This is a genomic window from Nakamurella panacisegetis, from assembly GCF_900104535.1.
GTDB classification, from domain to species: domain Bacteria; phylum Actinomycetota; class Actinomycetes; order Mycobacteriales; family Nakamurellaceae; genus Nakamurella; species Nakamurella panacisegetis.
This window is the reverse complement of record NZ_LT629710.1, coordinates 1,047,323-1,065,134: the sequence shown is the minus strand read 5'-3', so window position 1 is coordinate 1,065,134 and position 17,812 is coordinate 1,047,323. Positions and strand designations below refer to the sequence as shown.

Genomic DNA, 17,812 nt, shown 5'->3' with positions numbered 1-17,812 from the left:
CGTCGCTCCGCTCGCCCGAGTCCCACTCCCCGTCGTTCCGCTCGCCGAAGGCAGGTGCACTGAGATGGAAGAGATCGTGCTTCCTTCGTTCGGCTCGCACGAGCCGGCCCATCACGACGCATCGTTCATCGGTCGCGGCTTCTACTGGCCGATGCAGGTCGACCACACTGGCTCCATCCGGCTCACCGACGGCCCGGCCGACCTCGACCGGTCGATGGCCGTTGTGCTGGCGACGGCGCCGGGGGAGCGGCTCATGCGTCCGCAGTTCGGTTGCCGCATCTGGGATCTGCTGTTCGAGCCGGTGACACCGAACCTGCTCGGGTTGATGGCCCAGGCCGTGCGGGACGCGCTCGCCCAATGGGAACCGCGGGTGATCGTCGAGCAGGTCGACCCGAGACCGGACGGAGACGACGACGCGCTGATCGTGATCAACGTGACCTACCGCGTCAAGGCCACCAACGATCGCCGCAACCTGGTGTATCCGTTCTATGTCATTCCGCATGAGGAGAGCTGATGGTGCTTCCCGCCCCGAACCTGGACGACCGCACGTTCCAGGACATCGTCGACGAGGCCAAACGGCTCATTCCCCGCTACACCCCGGAGTGGACGAACCACAACGTCTCCGACCCGGGGGTCGCGCTCATCGAACTGTTCGCCTGGATGAGCGAGATGGTGCTGTACCGCGTCAACCAGGTGCCGGACCGGCTCTTCGTGCACTTCCTGAACCTGGTCGGCATCGAGCCCTTTCCGCCGTCCGTGGCCAAGGCCCAGGTGACATTCTGGCTCTCGGCGGTGCAGGACATCCCGGTCACCGTGCCGGCCGGTCTGCAGGTCACCACCACGGGCGATCGATCTGACAACTCGGTCGTGTTCTCCACGGTCGAGGAATTGACCATCCGGCCACCGGTGCTGGTCAATGCGCTGACCTCCGACGCCAAAGCCGAACGCATGACGGCGGCGTTCGACGACCTGCGGTTCGAGGGTGCGTCGGTCACCTGCTTCACCACCACCGACGCGTCGGGAAATCTCGCTCCGGGCAACGTCCTGCTGCTGGGATTCGCGGAGTCCTTGGCGGGCATGGCGATTCGTCTCTCGGTCGAGGCCCACGCGCAGGGCATCGGTGTCGACCCGCGGAACCCGCCGTTGGCCTGGGAGGTCTGGAACGGTGAGGCCTGGATCTCGGTCGACGTGTTCTCCGACAGCACGGGCGGACTGAACCGGGCCGGCGAGATCGTGTTGATGATCCCGCCGGAGCACGAATTCCTGACCCTCGGGGACACCCCGGCCTTCTGGCTGCGGGTGCGTCTGTTGACGCCGGTGCCGGGTCAGCCGACCTACCAGGCGTCCCCGCAGCTGGACTCGCTGCAGGTGGCCGCGCTCGGGGCGACGGTGGAGGCCGAGCATTCATCGAAGGCCGGGTTGGAGATCCTGGGACGGTCCGACGGCAGCGCGGGCCAGGAATTCCGGGTCAGCTTTCCGCCGGTGCTTCCGCGTCGGGACGGGGAGACGGTCCGGGTCAGTGACGCGGGCGGCACCGCGGAATGGACGGAGGTCGACGACTTCTCCGGTTCGACGTCGACCGACCCGCATTTCGTCTGGGATTCGGCCTCCGGAGTGGTCCGCTTCGGTCCACGCGTTCGGTATCCCGACGGTTCCGTCCGGCAGCACGGCCGAATCCCCCGTGACGGAGCCGAGATCGCCGTCACCGCCTATCGTCACGGTGGCGGCGCCCAGGGCAACGTCGGCGCCCGCACGTTGACCGTTCTGCGATCCGCGGTGCCCTACATCTCGGGATCGGTGAACCTTCGCCCAGCGGTCGGCGGGGTCGATGCGGAGACGGTCGGCGAGGCCAAGACCCGCGGTCCGCTCACCCTCCGGACCGGTCAGCGGGCCGTCACCGCAGGTGATTTCGAGCGGCTCACGATGGAGTCCTCCATCGAGGTGGCGCGGGCGCGCTGTCTGCCGTCGGGCGACGGTCACGGCCCGGTCCGGATGCTGGTCGTGCCCCAGGTACGAACCGATATCCGCACCCATCAGCTCGACGACTTCGCGATCACCGCCCCGTTGATGCGACGGATCACCGACCACCTGGACGCGCACCGGATCGTCGGGACCGCCATCGAGGTGGGAACGCCCTACTACCAGGGGGTTTCGGTAGCCGCTCTGGTGCACGCGCCGGCCGGTCGCCCGCTGGCCCTGGTCCGCCAGCGGGCGGTCAACGAACTCACCCGCTACATCCATCCGCTGGCCGGAGGGGCCGATGGCAGCGGTTGGCTGTTCGACGCCGATCTCAATGCCGCCGCCATCGCCCAGTTGCTCGAAAGTGTCGAAGGCGTCGACCGGGTGGACGAGGTGCAGCTGTTCGAATTCGACCTGCGTTCCGGGCAGCGGATCGGGGCCGGCCGCGACGTCATCCGGCTCGACACCCATTCGCTCTTCCTGTCCGGCGCGCATCGGGTGGTCGTGCGATGAGCCCGGCGGCTCCCGGCTCGCGCCGGATCACTTCGGCCAGGGAAGAGTCACCGTGAGCGGGCCGACGGACGGCGGTTGGCTGGAACCCGGGAACAACGCGCCGGACGAGACGCCGACGGCGAGCCCGGATCCTGCAGCCGCCGCGCCGGGTTCGCCGACGGCGCTGGTTCCGCGGGTCAGCTCGGTGCCGACATTCGGGAAGTCGACCGATGTGGTCGAGGCGGCCGGTTCGGACGTCACCCGAGCACTGCCGTCGGTGCGCCGCGAATCCCGCGTCGGGCCGCCCCCACGTGATCCGCAGTGGATGATCAACCAGCTTCCGGTCGGCATGCTGCAGAGCGACTTCTTCGTGCGGTTCGTGTCGATTTTCCAGGAGCTCGGCAGCAAGTTGCTGGACGACGCGGACCTGGTGCAGCACGTCCCGGACGCCTCTGTCACGCCGGTTCCGATGATCAGTCATCTGGCCAGCTGGATCGGCGTGGACAACATCGACGTGTCCCTGCCCGAACCGCTGCAGCGGGTGATCCTGGCCAGCTCGGCCAAGGCGCTGGCCCGTCGCGGCACGGTGGACGGGCTCCGCGGCTACCTGGAGATGCTCTCCGGCGGGCCCGCCGAGGTCGTCGACGGCGGCGGGGTCTGGGCCGAGGGTGGCGCGCCGCGGGATGTGGCATGGGTCAGGATGACCGTGCACGGGACGGGACATCTGTCCGAGGACGAGTTCGTGGCGATGGTTCGTGACGAGGTGCCGGCCCATGTGCGGGCCGAGCTGTGGGTCGACGTCCGTCGGGTGTTGTCGACGGCTCAAGACGCCGCGAAGAGCTGAAGGGTAGATCGAGATGGCGAGAAGCAGACGTTCGGACGCGGCCGCACGGGCCGAGGCCGATCGGGCCTACCTGGAATCGGTGCGCAGCGGCACACCGGCGCCGCCCGCCCCGCACGGCGTGCATCCGGTCGCCCCGGTGCCGACTTCCATCGAGCACCCCGACGTGATGCCGTATGTCCCGACCGCGGCGCCGACCCCGGCGCTCGGCGTCTCGCCGATCCTCGGCGAGGCGGGCAGCACGCCGCCCCCCGGCGGTTCGTTCACCGCCCCGACCGTCGGGCCGCCAGGGCCGGCCTTTCCGAGTTCGGCTTTCGTTCCGACCCCGGAACCGCTCGGGCCGTCCGGGACCACGGCTGGAGCCGGGGGATCGGCGACCAGAGCCAGCGCGCCGTCGGCCGGCCAGGGGCTGGGACCGGGTCCGTTGCGCAAGGCCGGGTCCTACGTGGACCAGAACCCATCCGGTGCACCGACCATGACGATGGCGCCCACGACGTCCGGTTACCCGTCGCCGGCCGCGCAACCCCCGATGTCTCCCGGCTTCGATCTGCCGTTGCTGCTGGGCCCCAACGGGGTTGCCCCGGCCGGGGACCTCGTCACCTGCCCGGAATGCGGGGAGATGGCGACCGTCGACGCCGCGCGCCGAAAGTCGGAGGATTTCTGCCGGAACTGCGATTTCCCGCTGTTCTGGGCGCGTACCACGGTGGTCCTGGCCTCCGGGGAGGAGACCGGCGCGTCGTTGCGCCGCCTGCCGGGAACGGTCGGCCGTGCGGCCACCGCGGCCGTGATGTGTCCGCACTGCGGCGAACCCAACTCACCGACCGCCCAGACGTGCGTGCGCTGCCTGCTGTCCATGTACCCGGTGGAAGCGCCTCCGCCGCCACCGGTCTACATCGCACCCGAACCCGAACCCATGCCGGTGCCGGTGGGGCGCGACTTCCCGCTGTGGTGGATCCTGCTGGTCTCGGCCTGCTTGTTGATCATCACCCTGATCGTGGTGTGGGTCGCTCTGAACTGACGGGCTACAGCTCGCCGACGACGACGCCGGCTCGCGCCTCCTCCAGATGCACCACGCTGGCGGTCGGCGCGTGGGAACCGTCCTGCGCCGACCACTTCTCCTGCAGGGTGAGAGCGAAAGCCTGCGCCAGGTCGAAGCTTTCGAATGGGCCAACGGCCCGCGGGGCGGAGAAGGCGTGTTCCTGGCTTTCACCGATGATGACGACGAACATGGGCATCCTCCGAGTCGTGGTACCGACATTTGATCACGCCGGGCGGCCGTCGCCGGTCGCGGACCGGTGGTGTCGGCCGGAACATCGCGCGATGGTGCCGGTGGCTGGTGATCGTTCGTGAGTGGTGGCTACCCTGGCCGGCATGACGTCCGACCCTCTCCTGGAACTGCTCAGCAACTACCACCCTGCGGATTCGGCCGAGCGGGCGGATCTGGACCGGGCCTCGGCGCTGATCCGTACCGTCGAAGACCCATGGACACAGGCACTTTCCCTGCACGTCACCGGCTCCGCGCTGGTCGTCCACCCGCCGACGAAACGGGTCCTCCTGCGCTGGCATGCCCGTCAACAAGCCTGGTTGCAGGTCGGCGGTCACGGGGATCCGGGTGAGATCGACCCGCTGGCGGTCGCCCTCCGGGAGGCCGGGGAGGAGACCGGTCTACCGGATCTGCATCCGTGGCCGGACTCGGCCCTGGTGCATCTCGTGGTCGTCCCGGTGGCGGCCAAGGGTGACAGCGGGCCGCACGAACATGCCGATCTCCGGTTCGTCCTGGCGACGTCGACACCCGACGACGTGCGTCCGGAGAAACCCGGCGCCGAGCTGCGGTGGCTCACGGTCGACGACGCACTGGCCCTGACCAGTGAGGACAACCTCCGCGAGACGATCCGGCGGGTCGGGGTTCTGCTGAACCGGTAGGCGCGGCCGGGCCGGCGATCCGCCAGGACATGACCCTGGCGAACCACCGTTCCCGCTCTGACCCCGGCCCGGCAACCGGGCCTAGGGCGATGTCTGGATCACCGTCACCGCATTGGTCCCGACCACCAGCTTCTTGGTGGCGGTGCCGGTGTAGGTCTTCGACGACGCCTGGTCGGTCCAGGTCGCGGTGAACTTGTGCGAGCCGACCGGCACATCCTGGAAGAGCGTCACACCGGTCGAATCCGTGTTCGGCGCGGTGATCCCGCTGACGTCCACCGTCACCGTCGCCCCGTCGGTCACCACATCGGACGTCACCACCGGCGGTCCGGCCGAGGTCACGATGGTGTGCTTCACCGTCACGGTCACCATGGCGGCGTTGTACGGGAGAGTCGCCTTCCACGTGGAAGCCGTTGCCGGAACCAGGCTCTGGCCGGTGACCGCGTCGAATACGTCGCCCGCCGCCGGCGTTGCCGTCATCTGGTAGGTGCATCCGGTGCAGGTGCCGAGAATCACCGGCGGCGCGGTCGCGCTACCGTCGACCGCCTGGATCTGGCCGCTCGCGGCCACATCCGGCACCACCCCGGACGCCGTACCCGAGTACACCTGGGTGCCGTTGGCGTCCGTGATGACGACGCCGACATCTCGGGTGGTGCTGTCCACCCGACCGGTCACGGCCTGCAACGCCACCCGCGGTGTCACGGTGTAGCCGGCGAAGGCGACCGTGTTGTCCGGCGGGGTGTTGGTGGTCACCGGATTGGTGACCGGAGTGATCGATTGGCCGGGGACCGAGATCTTCTGCGTCGCGGTCGATGACGACACGGCGAACGCCCAACTGGTTCCCGGGGCCAGGCAGATCGACCCGGTGCCGGAACCGTCGAGGGTGGCCGTGCCCGACTTGGCGCCGTTCGAGGCCGTCACGACGAGACCGTTGGCCCCGGCTCCGCCTCCGTCGACCTTCATCGACACGGCCACCGGCACGGTCACCGGAACCAGATCGACCTCGGGGGCGACCGGGCTGGATTTCGCGTTCCCGGCGGAGGGATCGCCGACCGTGAAGTTGGTCGCGGCGGCCGTGTACATCGCCGGATCCACCGTCGGAACGAACGAATAGCTGCCCTGCGGCAGGTACACCTGGGCCACCGACGATGTACCCGACACCGTTGCCGTCACGGTCTGGCTACCGGTCACCCCGGTCTTGGTGATCTTGAGGTCGAAGGAGGTCGGCGCGGTGAAACAGGTGTTGGCGGCGAATTTCACCGTCAGGGCGGTCAGCGCCTGCTGGACGGCCAGCGTGAACGGTTGGGCGACCGGTTGGGCCGCAGAGGGATCCACCTTCACCACGGTGATCGAACTCGGCGACACGACGCCGTCGAACGGAGCGCCGGTCTGGCCGCTGACCGCCACCGTCCATGTTCCGACCCCGAGCTGCGCGATGGGCACCGAATACGTCGGGCCGGTGCCCGATGACACGACGAAGGTCTGCACCGCGTCGGCGGCCAGGCCGGGCACGGCGGCACTGGTCGGGGTCAGGGTCACGGTCGAGCCGACCAGGGACGGAGTTCCGGACGCGGTGGACTTCAGATTCAGGGTCACCGGCGCGGTTCCCCGGGCGGTCAGCTGCAGATTGGCCAGATCCGGTGGAGTGGTGGTCAGCGAGGAGTTCTCGGTGACCGTGTTGGCGTAGACGGCGTAGGCGTACCCGGGATATTGCGCAACCAGGGTGTAGGTACCGTCCGGAACGCCGGTGAACTTGAACTTGCCGGCGTCGGCCGAGACGGTCGTGTAGGTGAGCGGCTGGCCGTTCTGGTCGCTGGCGATGTTCGCGATGTTCTGCTGCGTCCGCAAGGTCACCACCATGCCGGCCGGGGTACTGCCGTCGGCCAGACTCACCGAACCGCCCTGCGCGGAAGACCTCTGGTCCAGGCTGATGATCAGCTGCTGGGGGCTCGTCCCGGCGAAGATCTGCGCCTGCAGCGTCACGGTCCGGTACGACGACGTCGACGAGGTCACCGACACCGTGTAGATGCCCGGGCTCACAGTCGCGAAATTGACGTACTTGCTGGGGGTGCCGTCCACCACGGTGCCGGTCGCGGTGGTCTCCGTGCAGGCATAGTTGCTGCCGGTCTTCTTGATCGTGCAGGTGGCCGGACTCGGTCCGCCGGCCAGGGAGACCGTCACGGCCGGTAGGAAATCGACCCCGGAGTTGGTCAGATGGATCTGCAGTGCAATCGGGTTGACGTCCAACTGGACCTGCAGCACGCCGCCGCTGATCGGCAGGGCGGTGCTTCCGGTATCGGCCGTCATGGCGTAGGTCGAAGCCGCGATCACCACCGTGCCGATCTTGGTCGTGTATCCGTTCAGGGTCCCGGTGACCCGCCAGGTGCCGCTGACCAGACCCTGTGCGCTGTTGGTGCCGGTGATGGTGAGATCGCCGGTGCCTGAGGCGGTTCCGCTGAACACCGGTCCGGTCGGGGTACCGCCGACCAGCTGCTGGACACTGATCGCGACCGACCCGAGCGCGATGCTGGAGGTCACTGCTCCGCCGGAATCGCGCGTGACGCCGGTGGTGTGCAACACGATGCTGCCCAACGGATTCACGGCAACCGTGCAGGTGGTCAGCGCTCCCGGCCACACGGCGAATCCGGTATGGGAGACGCCCCCGTTGTCCACACACGTCACCGTGCTCGTGGACTTGGTGAAGGTGGCCGTGCCGAAACCGGCCGCGTGCACCGTCACCGTGTAGTCCCCGAGGGGCGACTGGCTGGGGAACGACACCGAGTTGGAACTGGCCGGCGCCGTGACCGTGCTACCCGTGATCAGCGTGCCGGACAGGTCGTAGGTCGCCCCGTTCACGGCGGCCGCGCCGGTGGCGCTGCTGACCACGTTGATCTGCAAGGTACTGGGCTGGACCAGGGACAGCGTGAACGCCGGACACGAAGTGGCGCTGCAGGTCCAGGTGGCCGACGCGGACAGGTACCCGGTCAGGCTGACGCTGATCGTGTACTGGCCGTAGCTGACCAACCCGGCCGGAGAGCCGGCCTCGTGCCAGGTCATGGTGCCATTGGTCGGGTCGCCCGCCGTGGCCTTGACGGTCGAGGTGACGGCGTTGACACCGGCCGGGGAGGACACCGCGATGACCGCTCCGACGAGCGATCCGCCGGCGGGGTCGGTCGTGATCGTCCCGCTGAACTCCGGTTGGGTGGTCAGGGTCAGCGTTGGCCCGCAAGCCTGGTCACCGGCGGCGCAGGAGAAGGAGGAACTGGTGACGGAGCCGTAGCCGGGCAGCGTCACCTTGATCGTGTAGGCCCCCGGCTGGGTCAGCCCCGGATACGGCTGGGTCGAGTCGTTCCAGACGAAGTCGGCCGTGCCGGTCTGGGCCGGGTCCTGGACCAGGGTGATCGCCAGGTTCGAGCTGCTCGTCGGCTGGTTGACGATGGTGAGCTTGGCCTGCGTCCAGTCGATCGCGGAGACGCCGCTCGGCACCGCGCTGACCGACACCGAACCGGCGCCGTACGGGTTCATCGTGAGCTGGACGGTCCCGAGCGAACAGGTGCTGGATGCCGCGTCGCAGGTGAACTGTCTGACCACCGGCGCATAGCCGGCCTTGGTGAAGGTGAGGCTGTAGGAACCGGCGGAGACGACTCCGGCCGGCTGCGTCGGGTCACTCCAGTTGATCTTGCCCGTGACCGGGTCGACCGTCACGCTGACCGGGTTGTTCGGATTCGGCTGGGCGGTCACGGAAACGCTCACCGCGGACGGGGTCTGTGCCTGGCCGCCGGCCGGCAGAGTCGAAGTGACGGATACCGTTCCGTCGAAACCGGGCAGGTGAGTGAGCTGCATGGCCGTCGCCGGCGCGCAGGTGGCACCACCGGCCGTGCAGGTGAACGAGCCGCTGCTCAGTGACGCGTAGCCCGGCAGCGACACCAGCAACACGTACGTTCCGGGCTGGGTCAGATGCGGATACGGGAGGGCCGAATCGGCCCAGACCAGATCCGCGGTCGTGTCGCCCGAGCTGACCAGGCCGACCGACAACGTGCTGCTGGCCGAGGGCTTGGTGGTCAGTGTGACGGTCGCCTTGCTCCAGTCGACGGTGGTGGTGCCGGGCAGAGGCGCATCCACCGATACTGTCCCGCCACCATGTGGGAACTCCTGGAGCGTCACGGTTCCGGTGGTACAGGCGGCGGCCGACGTGCTGCAGTCGACCGTTTTGTTGATCGACAGGTAGCCGGACTTGGCGAACAGCACCGTGTAGGTGCCGGGTGTCACCACGCCGACCGGCTGGGTGCTGTCGCTCCAGGTGAGTGTTCCGCTGGTCTGGTCGACGGCGATCGTGATCGTCGCGTTGGCCACCGGCTGGGAGGTGACCGTCGCTGTCACACCGGCCAGCCCGCCGCTGTCGTCCGGGGTGACGGTCGGGTTGACGGCAACCGTTCCCGAGAACGCCGCCAGACGGCCGAGTTGGCCAACGGTCGGTGCACAGACGCCGCCGGCGGCACAGGTGACGGCCGAGCTGGTCTTCGCGCCGTAGCCGGGCATGGTGACCGTCAGGACGTAGGTGCCGGGCAGGGTGATGCCGGGGTAGGGAAGACCGCTGTCGGCCCAGACCAGATCACCGGTCATGGGGTTGTTGGGATCCTGCTCGACGGTGATCTTCAGCCCGCTGGTGCCGGCCGGAGCCGACGCGAGGGTGACCGTCGCGGCGCTCCAGTCGATCGATGTCGGGGAGGACGGGAGGTATTTGTCCACCGTCACCGTTCCCGCACCGGCCGGATCCATGGTCAGGACGACCGGTCGGCCGCCGTTGAACGAGCAGGTCGGCGATCCGGTCGGGCAGGAGAAATTCACCGTCGTCGGCTGATATCCGGCCTTGGCGAAGGTCAACGAGTAGTCGCCGTAGCTCAGGACGCCGGGCGGTTGGCTCGGGTCCGACCAGTTCAGATCGGATGACGTTCCGCTGGTGTCGGCCAGGCTGAGGGTCACCGGCTTGGCCGGGTTCGGCTGGCCGGTGAACGAAACGGTCACCCCGCTCAACGACTGGGTCGGCGTCGTGATCGTCGAGACCAACGTGATGGACCCGGAGAAGCGCGGCAACGGGGCCAGCGTGATGGACATCGGCTTCGCTCCGGTGGGCGCGCCCTGCTGGACGCAGCCCTGCACATACGTTGGGCCACAGTCGATGCTGACCGTCTTCGGTTGATAGCCGGGCAGGCTGACGGTGAACACGTACGGCGCGCCGCTGGCCGTCGGCTGGGCCAGCCCGGCGGGCAGCGAACTGTCGGTGTAGCTGACCGCACCGGAGTTCTGGTTGACCGACATCTGGATCGACCCGGCGGCCGACGGCTGGGAGATCACCGAGATCACGGCCTGGCTCAGATTGACGCCGGCCGGCAACGCGCCGGTCCCGCCCGCCACGGAGATCGTGCCGGTGATGCTGGGCAACTCGAACAGCGAAACTGAGAGCGGGGGCGCATCCGCCGGGCTGGCGCCCTCGCGGGTGCAGCCCTGCGCATAGGTCGGGCCACAGTCCACGCTGAAGGTGGCCAACTGGTAGCCGCGCAGGCTGATCGTGAACACGTAGGGAGCCGAGCTCGCGGTCGGCTGGGCCAGCCCGGCCGGCAGCGAGGTGTCGGTGTAGGCGATGAGGCCGGTGATCTGGTTGACCGACATCTGGATGGACCCGGCCGCCGACGGCTGGGAGATCACCGAGATGACCGCCTTGTCCAGCGTGACGCCGGCCGGCAGGGTGGCCGGGGAGACCGAGAGCGTCCCGCTCATGCTCGGCAGCCGGCTCATGGTCCAGGCCGATGCCGCGGTGGCCCGGGTGCCGAACCGGCAGGCGGCGCCGAGGTCGCACCAGATGGTCGCGTAGCCAGAGGCCATGCCGTCGCTGCCGCCACCGGAGGCGGTCGAGTAACCGAGCTGGGTGGCCCGCAGGATGTACAGGCCGGGCACCGCCTTGCCTGACCCGAGCAGCGAGTCGGACCAGCTGAGGGTTCCGTTGGCGGCGGCGGTCACCGTGATGTTGCCGGCGCCGGCAGGCTTTCGGGTCACCACGATGTTCGACTGCGAAGCGTCGGTGGCCACCCCGTCCGGTGCCTTGAGATCCAGGCTCAGTGCCGGGAACACCGAGGGCTGGGCCAGCAACGAGATCGGCGGGATGACGCTGACGTCGCCGTTGAAGCCGATGACAACGCCGGTGGCCGAATAGCTCTGGGTCTTCTGCCCCTGAGCGGCGATGCTGATACCGAGTGGCAGCGCGATCAGCGAGGCCGGGGACCCGTCGGTGTTCGTCACCTTGGCGGTGGAGCCGGCAGCAACCGCGGTCGGGCAGTCGTCCGACTTCAGAGCCGTGCCGGTCCACCCGGAGGCCGGGATGATCGCGTAACACCCGTTGCTGTCGGTGGTGACCGTGGTCGATCCGGACACCGACGTCCGCCCGCTGAACGACACGATGCCGGACACCTGGACCGGTGCGTCCTTCACCGGACGGACCTCGCCGTCGACCGTGACCGTCACGTGTCCGACCACCGCACCGATGGGGGCGGTCAGCACGGCGGTGACCGCGACGGTCTGGTTCAATCCGATGGAACCCGTTGGCGCGGTGGCATTTCCGGCCAGGGTCGTGACCCCGGTGGCCAGTCCGGTCGGGATGTCCCCGGTCGCCGTCGCGGTGTAGCTGCCCTGCAGGTTGGTGATGGTCAGGATGCCGTCGGTCGATGTCGAATCGCCGGCCAGCGGCGACCCGCGCCCGCGGCCCGAGGAATCGATCATGCCGACCACGGCGCCCTTGGCCGGAGTCAGGGCCAGGCTCTGCAGGTCGGGCTCGAGCACGGTGACCGTGGCCCGGCCGTACCGGTCAAGGGACGTGTCGTAGCGGTAGTCGCCGCCCAGCTCCAGCTGGACCGAGAACGGCTGGGTGGGAAGGTATTCCGAGTCGGTGGGGATCACCACGACCTGGTAGCCGCCGTGCACCAGCCCGCGGATCTCATACGCTCCACCGGTTCCGGTCAGCACGCACCGCGCCGAGGCCGGCGCGGGGACGGCACAGCTGGTGGTGCCGGTGCGGCTGCACGTCGTGGGCGGGCTGGTACCGGCCGGGACCGACACCACACACGAGGGGCTGACCGGGGTGCCCACCTTGGTCGTGATGGTGCCGGTGATCAGACCCAGCGGTGGCAGGCTGACCTGCGGGGCCGGGGTCGTCTGGCCCTGTGCGACCTGCACCTGGACCGTCGTCGGCTCGTACCCAGGAGCCGAGAGGGTGATCGCGTACAGGCCGGCGACCAGGCCGGCGTGCTTCTTGTCGTCGAGGCTGGGCAGCGTGTAGTCCTCGGCCGGGCCGGAGACTCCGGAGATGGTCTCCGTCTTCGTGGTGCCCGGTACCGGGATCGGCACCGAGGCGGTCACCACGCACACCGGTTTCGCGATGGCGGCCCGATCGCAGGTCAGTGGTCCCTGGGTCCGGGAGTCCACCGCTCGGCCGCGAATCCGGGCCGTGGTCGGCAGTTCCGTGTCCGGTGCGCCGATCAGGTGCAGGTTGGCCACTGCGGTCCCGGCCGCCGCCACCACGACGGTGGCCGAGGAGGCCACCCGTCCGTACTGTGACGCCTGCAGGACGTAGGTGCCCGGGGGCACACCGGTGAATCGATAGGCGCCGGCCGGTACGGACGTGGTCATGGTCTTGTAGGTGGCCGATGCCCCGGTCAACGTCAGGCCGGCCCCGATCAGTCCGCCCTCCTTGCCGTCGCCGACCACGGTGCCCGTGACGGTGCCGTCGGCTCTGGTCAGCGAGACGTTGACGGTGGCCGACGAGCTGCCCGCGGCCAGCGACACCTGCTGCGTCTGCGACGCGTACCCGGTGCCGGTGACGGTGACCGTGTAGTCGCCCGGCACCGGAAGGTCGGGCAACGCGTACGTGCCGACCGGCCCGGACGTGACGGTGGTGGCGGTGCGGCTGGCCGCGACACCCTTGCTCGACCCGGTGGCGGTCACGGTGACCCCACCGATGCCGCCGAGATGGCCCAGCGAATCCACCCCGCGCACGGTGCCGACGATGGCGGCCACGCCGGGCTTGAGGGTGAGATCGGCGGTGGCCGTGCCGCCGGCGCCCAGGGTCACCAGCTTGGACGCGGCGCCGAAACCGGTCGAGGTGACGGTGACCAGATACGTGCCCGGCGTCGAAAGTCCCTTCACGGTCCAGGCTCCGGTCTTCGACGCCGTGCTGGTCTGCAGGGCGACGGTGCCGTCGGTGATCGTCACCGACGCGGCGCCGACCACGCCGGACGGAGAGGTCACCGTGCCCGACATGGAGCCGTCACCGGGCACCATCGCGACCTTCAGCGGCGTCGCCGCATCGAGGGTGGCGGCGTTGATCATGTAACGCTGGGTCTGGAAACCCGCCTTGGCCAGGGTCAACAGGTAGTACCCGGGCGCACTGATGGATGCGAAGGAGAAACTTCCGTCGGTGGCCGACGACGTGGTGCGGATCCCGCCGTCGGTGGCCGCCGGTGCCACCCGCAGTGCGGTGTCGGCGACCTTGTAGAGGGCACCGGACATCGATCGGAGAGCGGTGGTGGTGGCCGCGTCGGTGACTCCGGCGGCCGGGGCCGCTCCCTCGGCCGCCGCCTCGACCAGGCTGGTCGGCTCCAGGGACACCAGGATGCCCTTGGTGACCACGCCGGTGACGGTGCCGGACAATCGTGCCCCGGCACCTGCTCCGGCACCCGCCGCCCCGGCGGCGGCACCGCCCGCACCGCCGCCGCCGCCGCCGGAGGAGGAACCGCCGGCTCCGGCCGCCCCGGAACCGGAACCGCCGGAACCGGCCGCCCCGGTCCCGGCGGCTCCCGAACCGGAAGCCCCCGAACCGGCGCTCTTCGATCCGCTCGCCCCGGGGCTGGAGGCCGCCGTGGTCGGGGCGGCTGTGCTGCCGGAATTGCCGGCGAAGTAGGTGGACAGCTTGGGAATCCCGACGACGGCCGCGCTCGCCCACAGGGCGATGACGACCACGGTGATCAGCAGACCGGTGACCCGGCCGCCCAGCAGCGGCTTCGACCGCAGGACACCCTCGGCGAATTCGGGAGCACCCTGGCCGCGGGCCGACACGGCGAAGGTGTGGGTGTTCTGCCCACCCATGAGCTTCGGGTGGGTGACTCTGACCCGACCCGGAACGGTCACCGTCCGCCCGGCCGGCACCGTGACCATGGTGGAGCTCAGCCGCAGGGAGGCGCCCCGCGCGGCGTCGGCGGCCAGGCTCAGTTCGCGGTCGAAGTAGCCCGGGTTGGTGATCTGCACCTTGACCCGCCGGCCGAAGACGGCCGTCGGGGTCTGAGGCGAGACCGTCATGGTGATCGGATCGCGGCCGTCGACGGCCAGGGTCGACTCGGCCACGCCCATGGTCGGCGGGAACTTGCCGGACACCGGGGTGGCCTCGGCCGCGACGACGAACGGGTACTTGGCCCCCAATGTGCCCCGCTCGGGAACCAGGGACAGCGTGATGCGGGTGGTCTCGCCCGGCTCGATCGGCCCGACCGGCAGCGCCGGCGGCACCCAGCGGCTGTCCAGGCCGAGCACCGATACCCGCAGCGTGGCCGCGACCGGCCCACGGTGGGTGATGAACACCTCGAAGGTCGCCGAAGTGCCGGCCCCGCAACGGATCAACGGCTCGAGCTGGATCCTCGGGCTGGCGTCACCGGCGGCCGGTCCCACGTAGCGACGGGGAGGTGGCTGCTCTGTCATCGGGTGCCTGTCGTGGTGTCAGTCGTGGAGGTGACGCGGGCGGGGGTGACCGAAGCCGGGGTGGTGACGGCAGGGGCGGCCCCGGCCGTGGTGGAGGTGGGGGTGGTGGGGGTGGTCGGGGCGGCTGGTGTGGTGACCGCCCCCTGCGTGGTGGTGCCCGAGGTGATGGCGCCGACCGTCAGGTCCAGGACGGCGGCCTGGCTGGCCGCCAGCACCAGCGTGGCCGACCCCAGGGACCCGGCCGTGCTGCTGCGCACCTCGACGACGTAGGCCTGCGGTGCATCGACGTCCACGAACGAATAGGCACCGGTGGAGTCGGTGGTGGTGGTCCGGTAGACCTTCGCCGGGTACTGCGACGCCTGGTACAGATCGACCTCGAGACCCAGCACGGTGCCGCCGGTCCGGCTCTTCACGTGCCCGGAGATCGCCGCCGGCGGGATCATCACCGGGTCGTAGAGGAGGATCTGCCCGGCGGTGACGGTGACGATCACCGTCGTCGGGCTGGTGCCGGGCCGGTTGGCCGACAGCGTGTAGGTGCCGGGCGTGATGCCGGTGATCTCGTAGCGACCCAGTGACGAGGAGGGCAGCGACGCGCTGTTCACGGTGTAGGTGTCGGTGCCCGACGAGAGCGTGATCACCGCTTGGCCCACCTTCTGCACGGTCCCGTTGGCCGACCGCTGGGTCACGGTCCCGCTGATCACGGCCGAGGCCGATTTCATCCCGACCGCGATGCCTCCGGCCGTGCTTCCGGAACCGCTGGTGAGCTTGCCCGTCGCGTCGAGTGAGACGGCTACCGTCTGGGACTGCAGGTCGGCGCGGGAGAAGGTGACCGTGTACGCACCGGGCACGGGCAGTCCGGCCACGGTCCAGGCCCCGATCGACCCGGTCGACTGGGTGACCGTGCTGACCGTGGTGTCGCCGGTGGTGATGGTGACCGAGACTCCGGGCGCGGCTTTACCGGTACCGAGCAGGGTCACCATGCCGGTGAGCGACCCCGACGATCTGGCCATCGACAGTTGCACGCCGGTGAGTTTCTGGCCGGCGGCCAACGTCAGGGTCGAACTGGCGGTGGTGAAGTTGTCCTTGGTCACGGTCACCGTGTACGTCCCCGGGGTCACCAGACCGCGAAGGGTGAAGGTGCCGACGGCGCCGGTGGTCAGGGACACGGTGGTCACCACCGTCTTCCCGGTCGTTGCGGTGACCACCGCCCCGGCCAAGGGGCCGTCCGGCCCGGTGACGGTGCCGGAGATCAGGCCGTCACCGGTGCGCAGGCGGAGTTCCACGCCCTTGCGGTCCTCACCACCGGACAGGTCGATGCGTTGGGTGGCCGTCGCGTACCCGGCCTTGGCGACCGTCAGGTCGTAGACCGCGGGTGAGGGCAGGTCGGGGACGGAGAAGGTGCCGTCGGCCCCGATCGGCACCGTCTGGACCACGGCGCCGCCGTTGGCGCCGTCGGCCGGGGCGGAGGTGGTCGCCGCCGCGGTGGTCTTGGGCGCCGTCGACCTGGTCACCGCCGGGGCCCCGGCGGTCGGTACGGGTTGGGCCGTGACCAGGGGCAGGGTTGCGGTGCCGGTCGGCGGGGCGCCTCCCCGCGGCAGATCCGTCGCCGGGATCGACACGGTCAGCACGGCCGCGGCCACGTCATCGCCGAGCACCGTTCCCGAGACGGTGGCCGGGAGGCCGCCCAGCGTGATGGCCAGGTTGGTGAGCTTCTGCCCGGCCTGCAGTTGCACGGCCTTGGCGTCGGCGCCGGTCAGCGCCGAGGGATACCAGATCTCGGCGAACCCGGCCCCCCGGAACCGGAGCTTGTACGAGCCCTCGGCCAGGGACGGCAGGGTCCACACGCCCTTGTCGTTCGTGGCCGTGCTGGTCAGTGGCGAGGCCGTCGAATTGGCGTCGAACAGTTCGACGGCCACGCCGGCCGCCGGCGACCCGTCGGTCAGGAGCTTGACCGTCCCGCCGAGGGTCGATGTGCCCGACGCCGAGTTGGACTGCCGGGCCGCCGCCACCTGGATGGCCAGGTCGCGGTCGGCCGCGGACACGCCGACCAGGCGGGACAGCGCGATGGTGATGACGATCGCAAAGACGCTGACCGCCAGCAGCAGGCTCAGCAGCGAGATTGCCCCGCGGGCCAGCCGGGCCTTCTGCAGCATCGAGCCGGTGGCCAGCGGTTCGATCTTGGGCGGCACGGGCGCGATCGCCCCGGCCACCTTGCGGTGCCGCGGACCGGCCCCCGGGCCCGGTTCCGGGATCAGCGGGGCGGCCAGGACGTCGTCCGGGGCGATGGCCAGGCCGAACGCTCGGACCACCGGGGTCCCGAACCAGCGCCGTTTGGCCTTGGCCCGCAGGTCGGTGATGACGTGCTCGCCCGGGGCCAGGGTGACCACCGGGGGCAGGAAGGTGAACTCGATCTTCTCTTCCGGGTCGAGGCCGATCGGACGGGCCTCGACCGTGGTGTTCCCGGTGTTCTCCAGGACCAGGCCGAACCGTCCGACGCTGCCGCAGATCACCGTCATCGGGCTCAGGGACAGCTTCAGTGCCTGGCGCGAAGGCACCAGGATGTCGATCTCGGCCACCGAGATGGCCTGTGGCGGAGTCAGTTCGCGAACCTGGATGGCGATCCGGCGGTCGCCCGCGCCCAGCCCGCGGGGAATCGTGATGGTCGCCGTCACCGTCTGCGACGTGTCCGGAAACAGCGACAGGTTCTCCGACTCCAAACGGACCCAGGCGGGGTCGGCACCCAGGATCCGGAGGTGGTAGCCGCCGATCAGGTCCCCGGTGTTGGTGACCGTGATGGCCACCTTGAACGGGGTCTCCTCCTCCAGTTCGATCCGCTGCGGGGTGACGCTGACTCTCATGCCC

8 protein-coding genes are annotated in these 17,812 nt (G+C 69.7%); 5 read left to right on the top strand and 3 right to left on the bottom strand.

Annotated features, from left to right (window positions below):
- Window positions 1-64: 64 nt before the first annotated feature.
- From BLS97_RS04580 to BLS97_RS04560, 4 genes are read left to right on the top strand one after another with little or no spacing between them, the layout of a single operon-like run.
- Complete coding sequence (locus BLS97_RS04580) at window positions 65-514, top strand: GPW/gp25 family protein (RefSeq protein ID WP_090474793.1); 450 nt, start codon at window positions 65-67, stop codon at window positions 512-514.
- Window positions 514-2,472: a putative baseplate assembly protein gene (locus BLS97_RS04575; RefSeq protein WP_090474792.1), complete on the top strand. Its 1,959-nt coding sequence runs from the start codon at window positions 514-516 to the stop codon at window positions 2,470-2,472. Before BLS97_RS04580 ends, BLS97_RS04575 begins: the two co-directional genes overlap by 1 nt.
- 52 nt (window positions 2,473-2,524) lie before the next feature.
- Window positions 2,525-3,295 carry a phage tail protein gene (locus tag BLS97_RS04565; protein ID WP_157695180.1) on the top strand — a complete coding sequence of 257 codons (771 nt, stop codon included), beginning with the start codon at window positions 2,525-2,527 and terminating at the stop codon, window positions 3,293-3,295.
- Between the two features lie 13 nt (window positions 3,296-3,308).
- Window positions 3,309-4,310, top strand: coding sequence for a zinc ribbon domain-containing protein (locus BLS97_RS04560; RefSeq protein ID WP_090474789.1), 1,002 nt, complete (start codon window positions 3,309-3,311; stop codon window positions 4,308-4,310).
- A gap of 4 nt (window positions 4,311-4,314) precedes the next feature.
- Here BLS97_RS04560 and BLS97_RS04555 read toward each other — a convergent pair whose 3' ends face one another.
- Entirely contained in the window at window positions 4,315-4,521 is a 207-nt protein-coding gene (locus tag BLS97_RS04555; protein WP_090474788.1) for a hypothetical protein, read from the bottom strand.
- 133 nt (window positions 4,522-4,654) lie between these two features.
- Between BLS97_RS04555 and BLS97_RS04550 the strand changes: the two genes are divergently transcribed.
- A complete protein-coding gene (locus BLS97_RS04550; RefSeq protein ID WP_172832347.1) occupies window positions 4,655-5,215 on the top strand; it encodes an NUDIX hydrolase in 561 nt (186 codons plus the stop codon).
- Window positions 5,216-5,296: 81 nt separating this feature from the next.
- On the opposite strand, the gene BLS97_RS04545 is transcribed toward BLS97_RS04550, so the two are convergent.
- Together BLS97_RS04545 and BLS97_RS04525 are read right to left on the bottom strand one after the other, a co-directional pair.
- Window positions 5,297-14,950 (bottom strand): beta strand repeat-containing protein, encoded by a 9,654-nt coding sequence (locus BLS97_RS04545; RefSeq protein WP_157695179.1) that lies wholly within the window; start codon window positions 14,948-14,950, stop codon window positions 5,297-5,299.
- The gene (locus BLS97_RS04525; RefSeq protein ID WP_090474783.1) at window positions 14,947-17,808 is read right to left on the bottom strand and encodes a carboxypeptidase-like regulatory domain-containing protein; all 2,862 of its coding nucleotides are present in this window, start codon (window positions 17,806-17,808) and stop codon (window positions 14,947-14,949) included. Before BLS97_RS04525 ends, BLS97_RS04545 begins: the two co-directional genes overlap by 4 nt.
- Window positions 17,809-17,812: the final 4 nt, after the last annotated feature.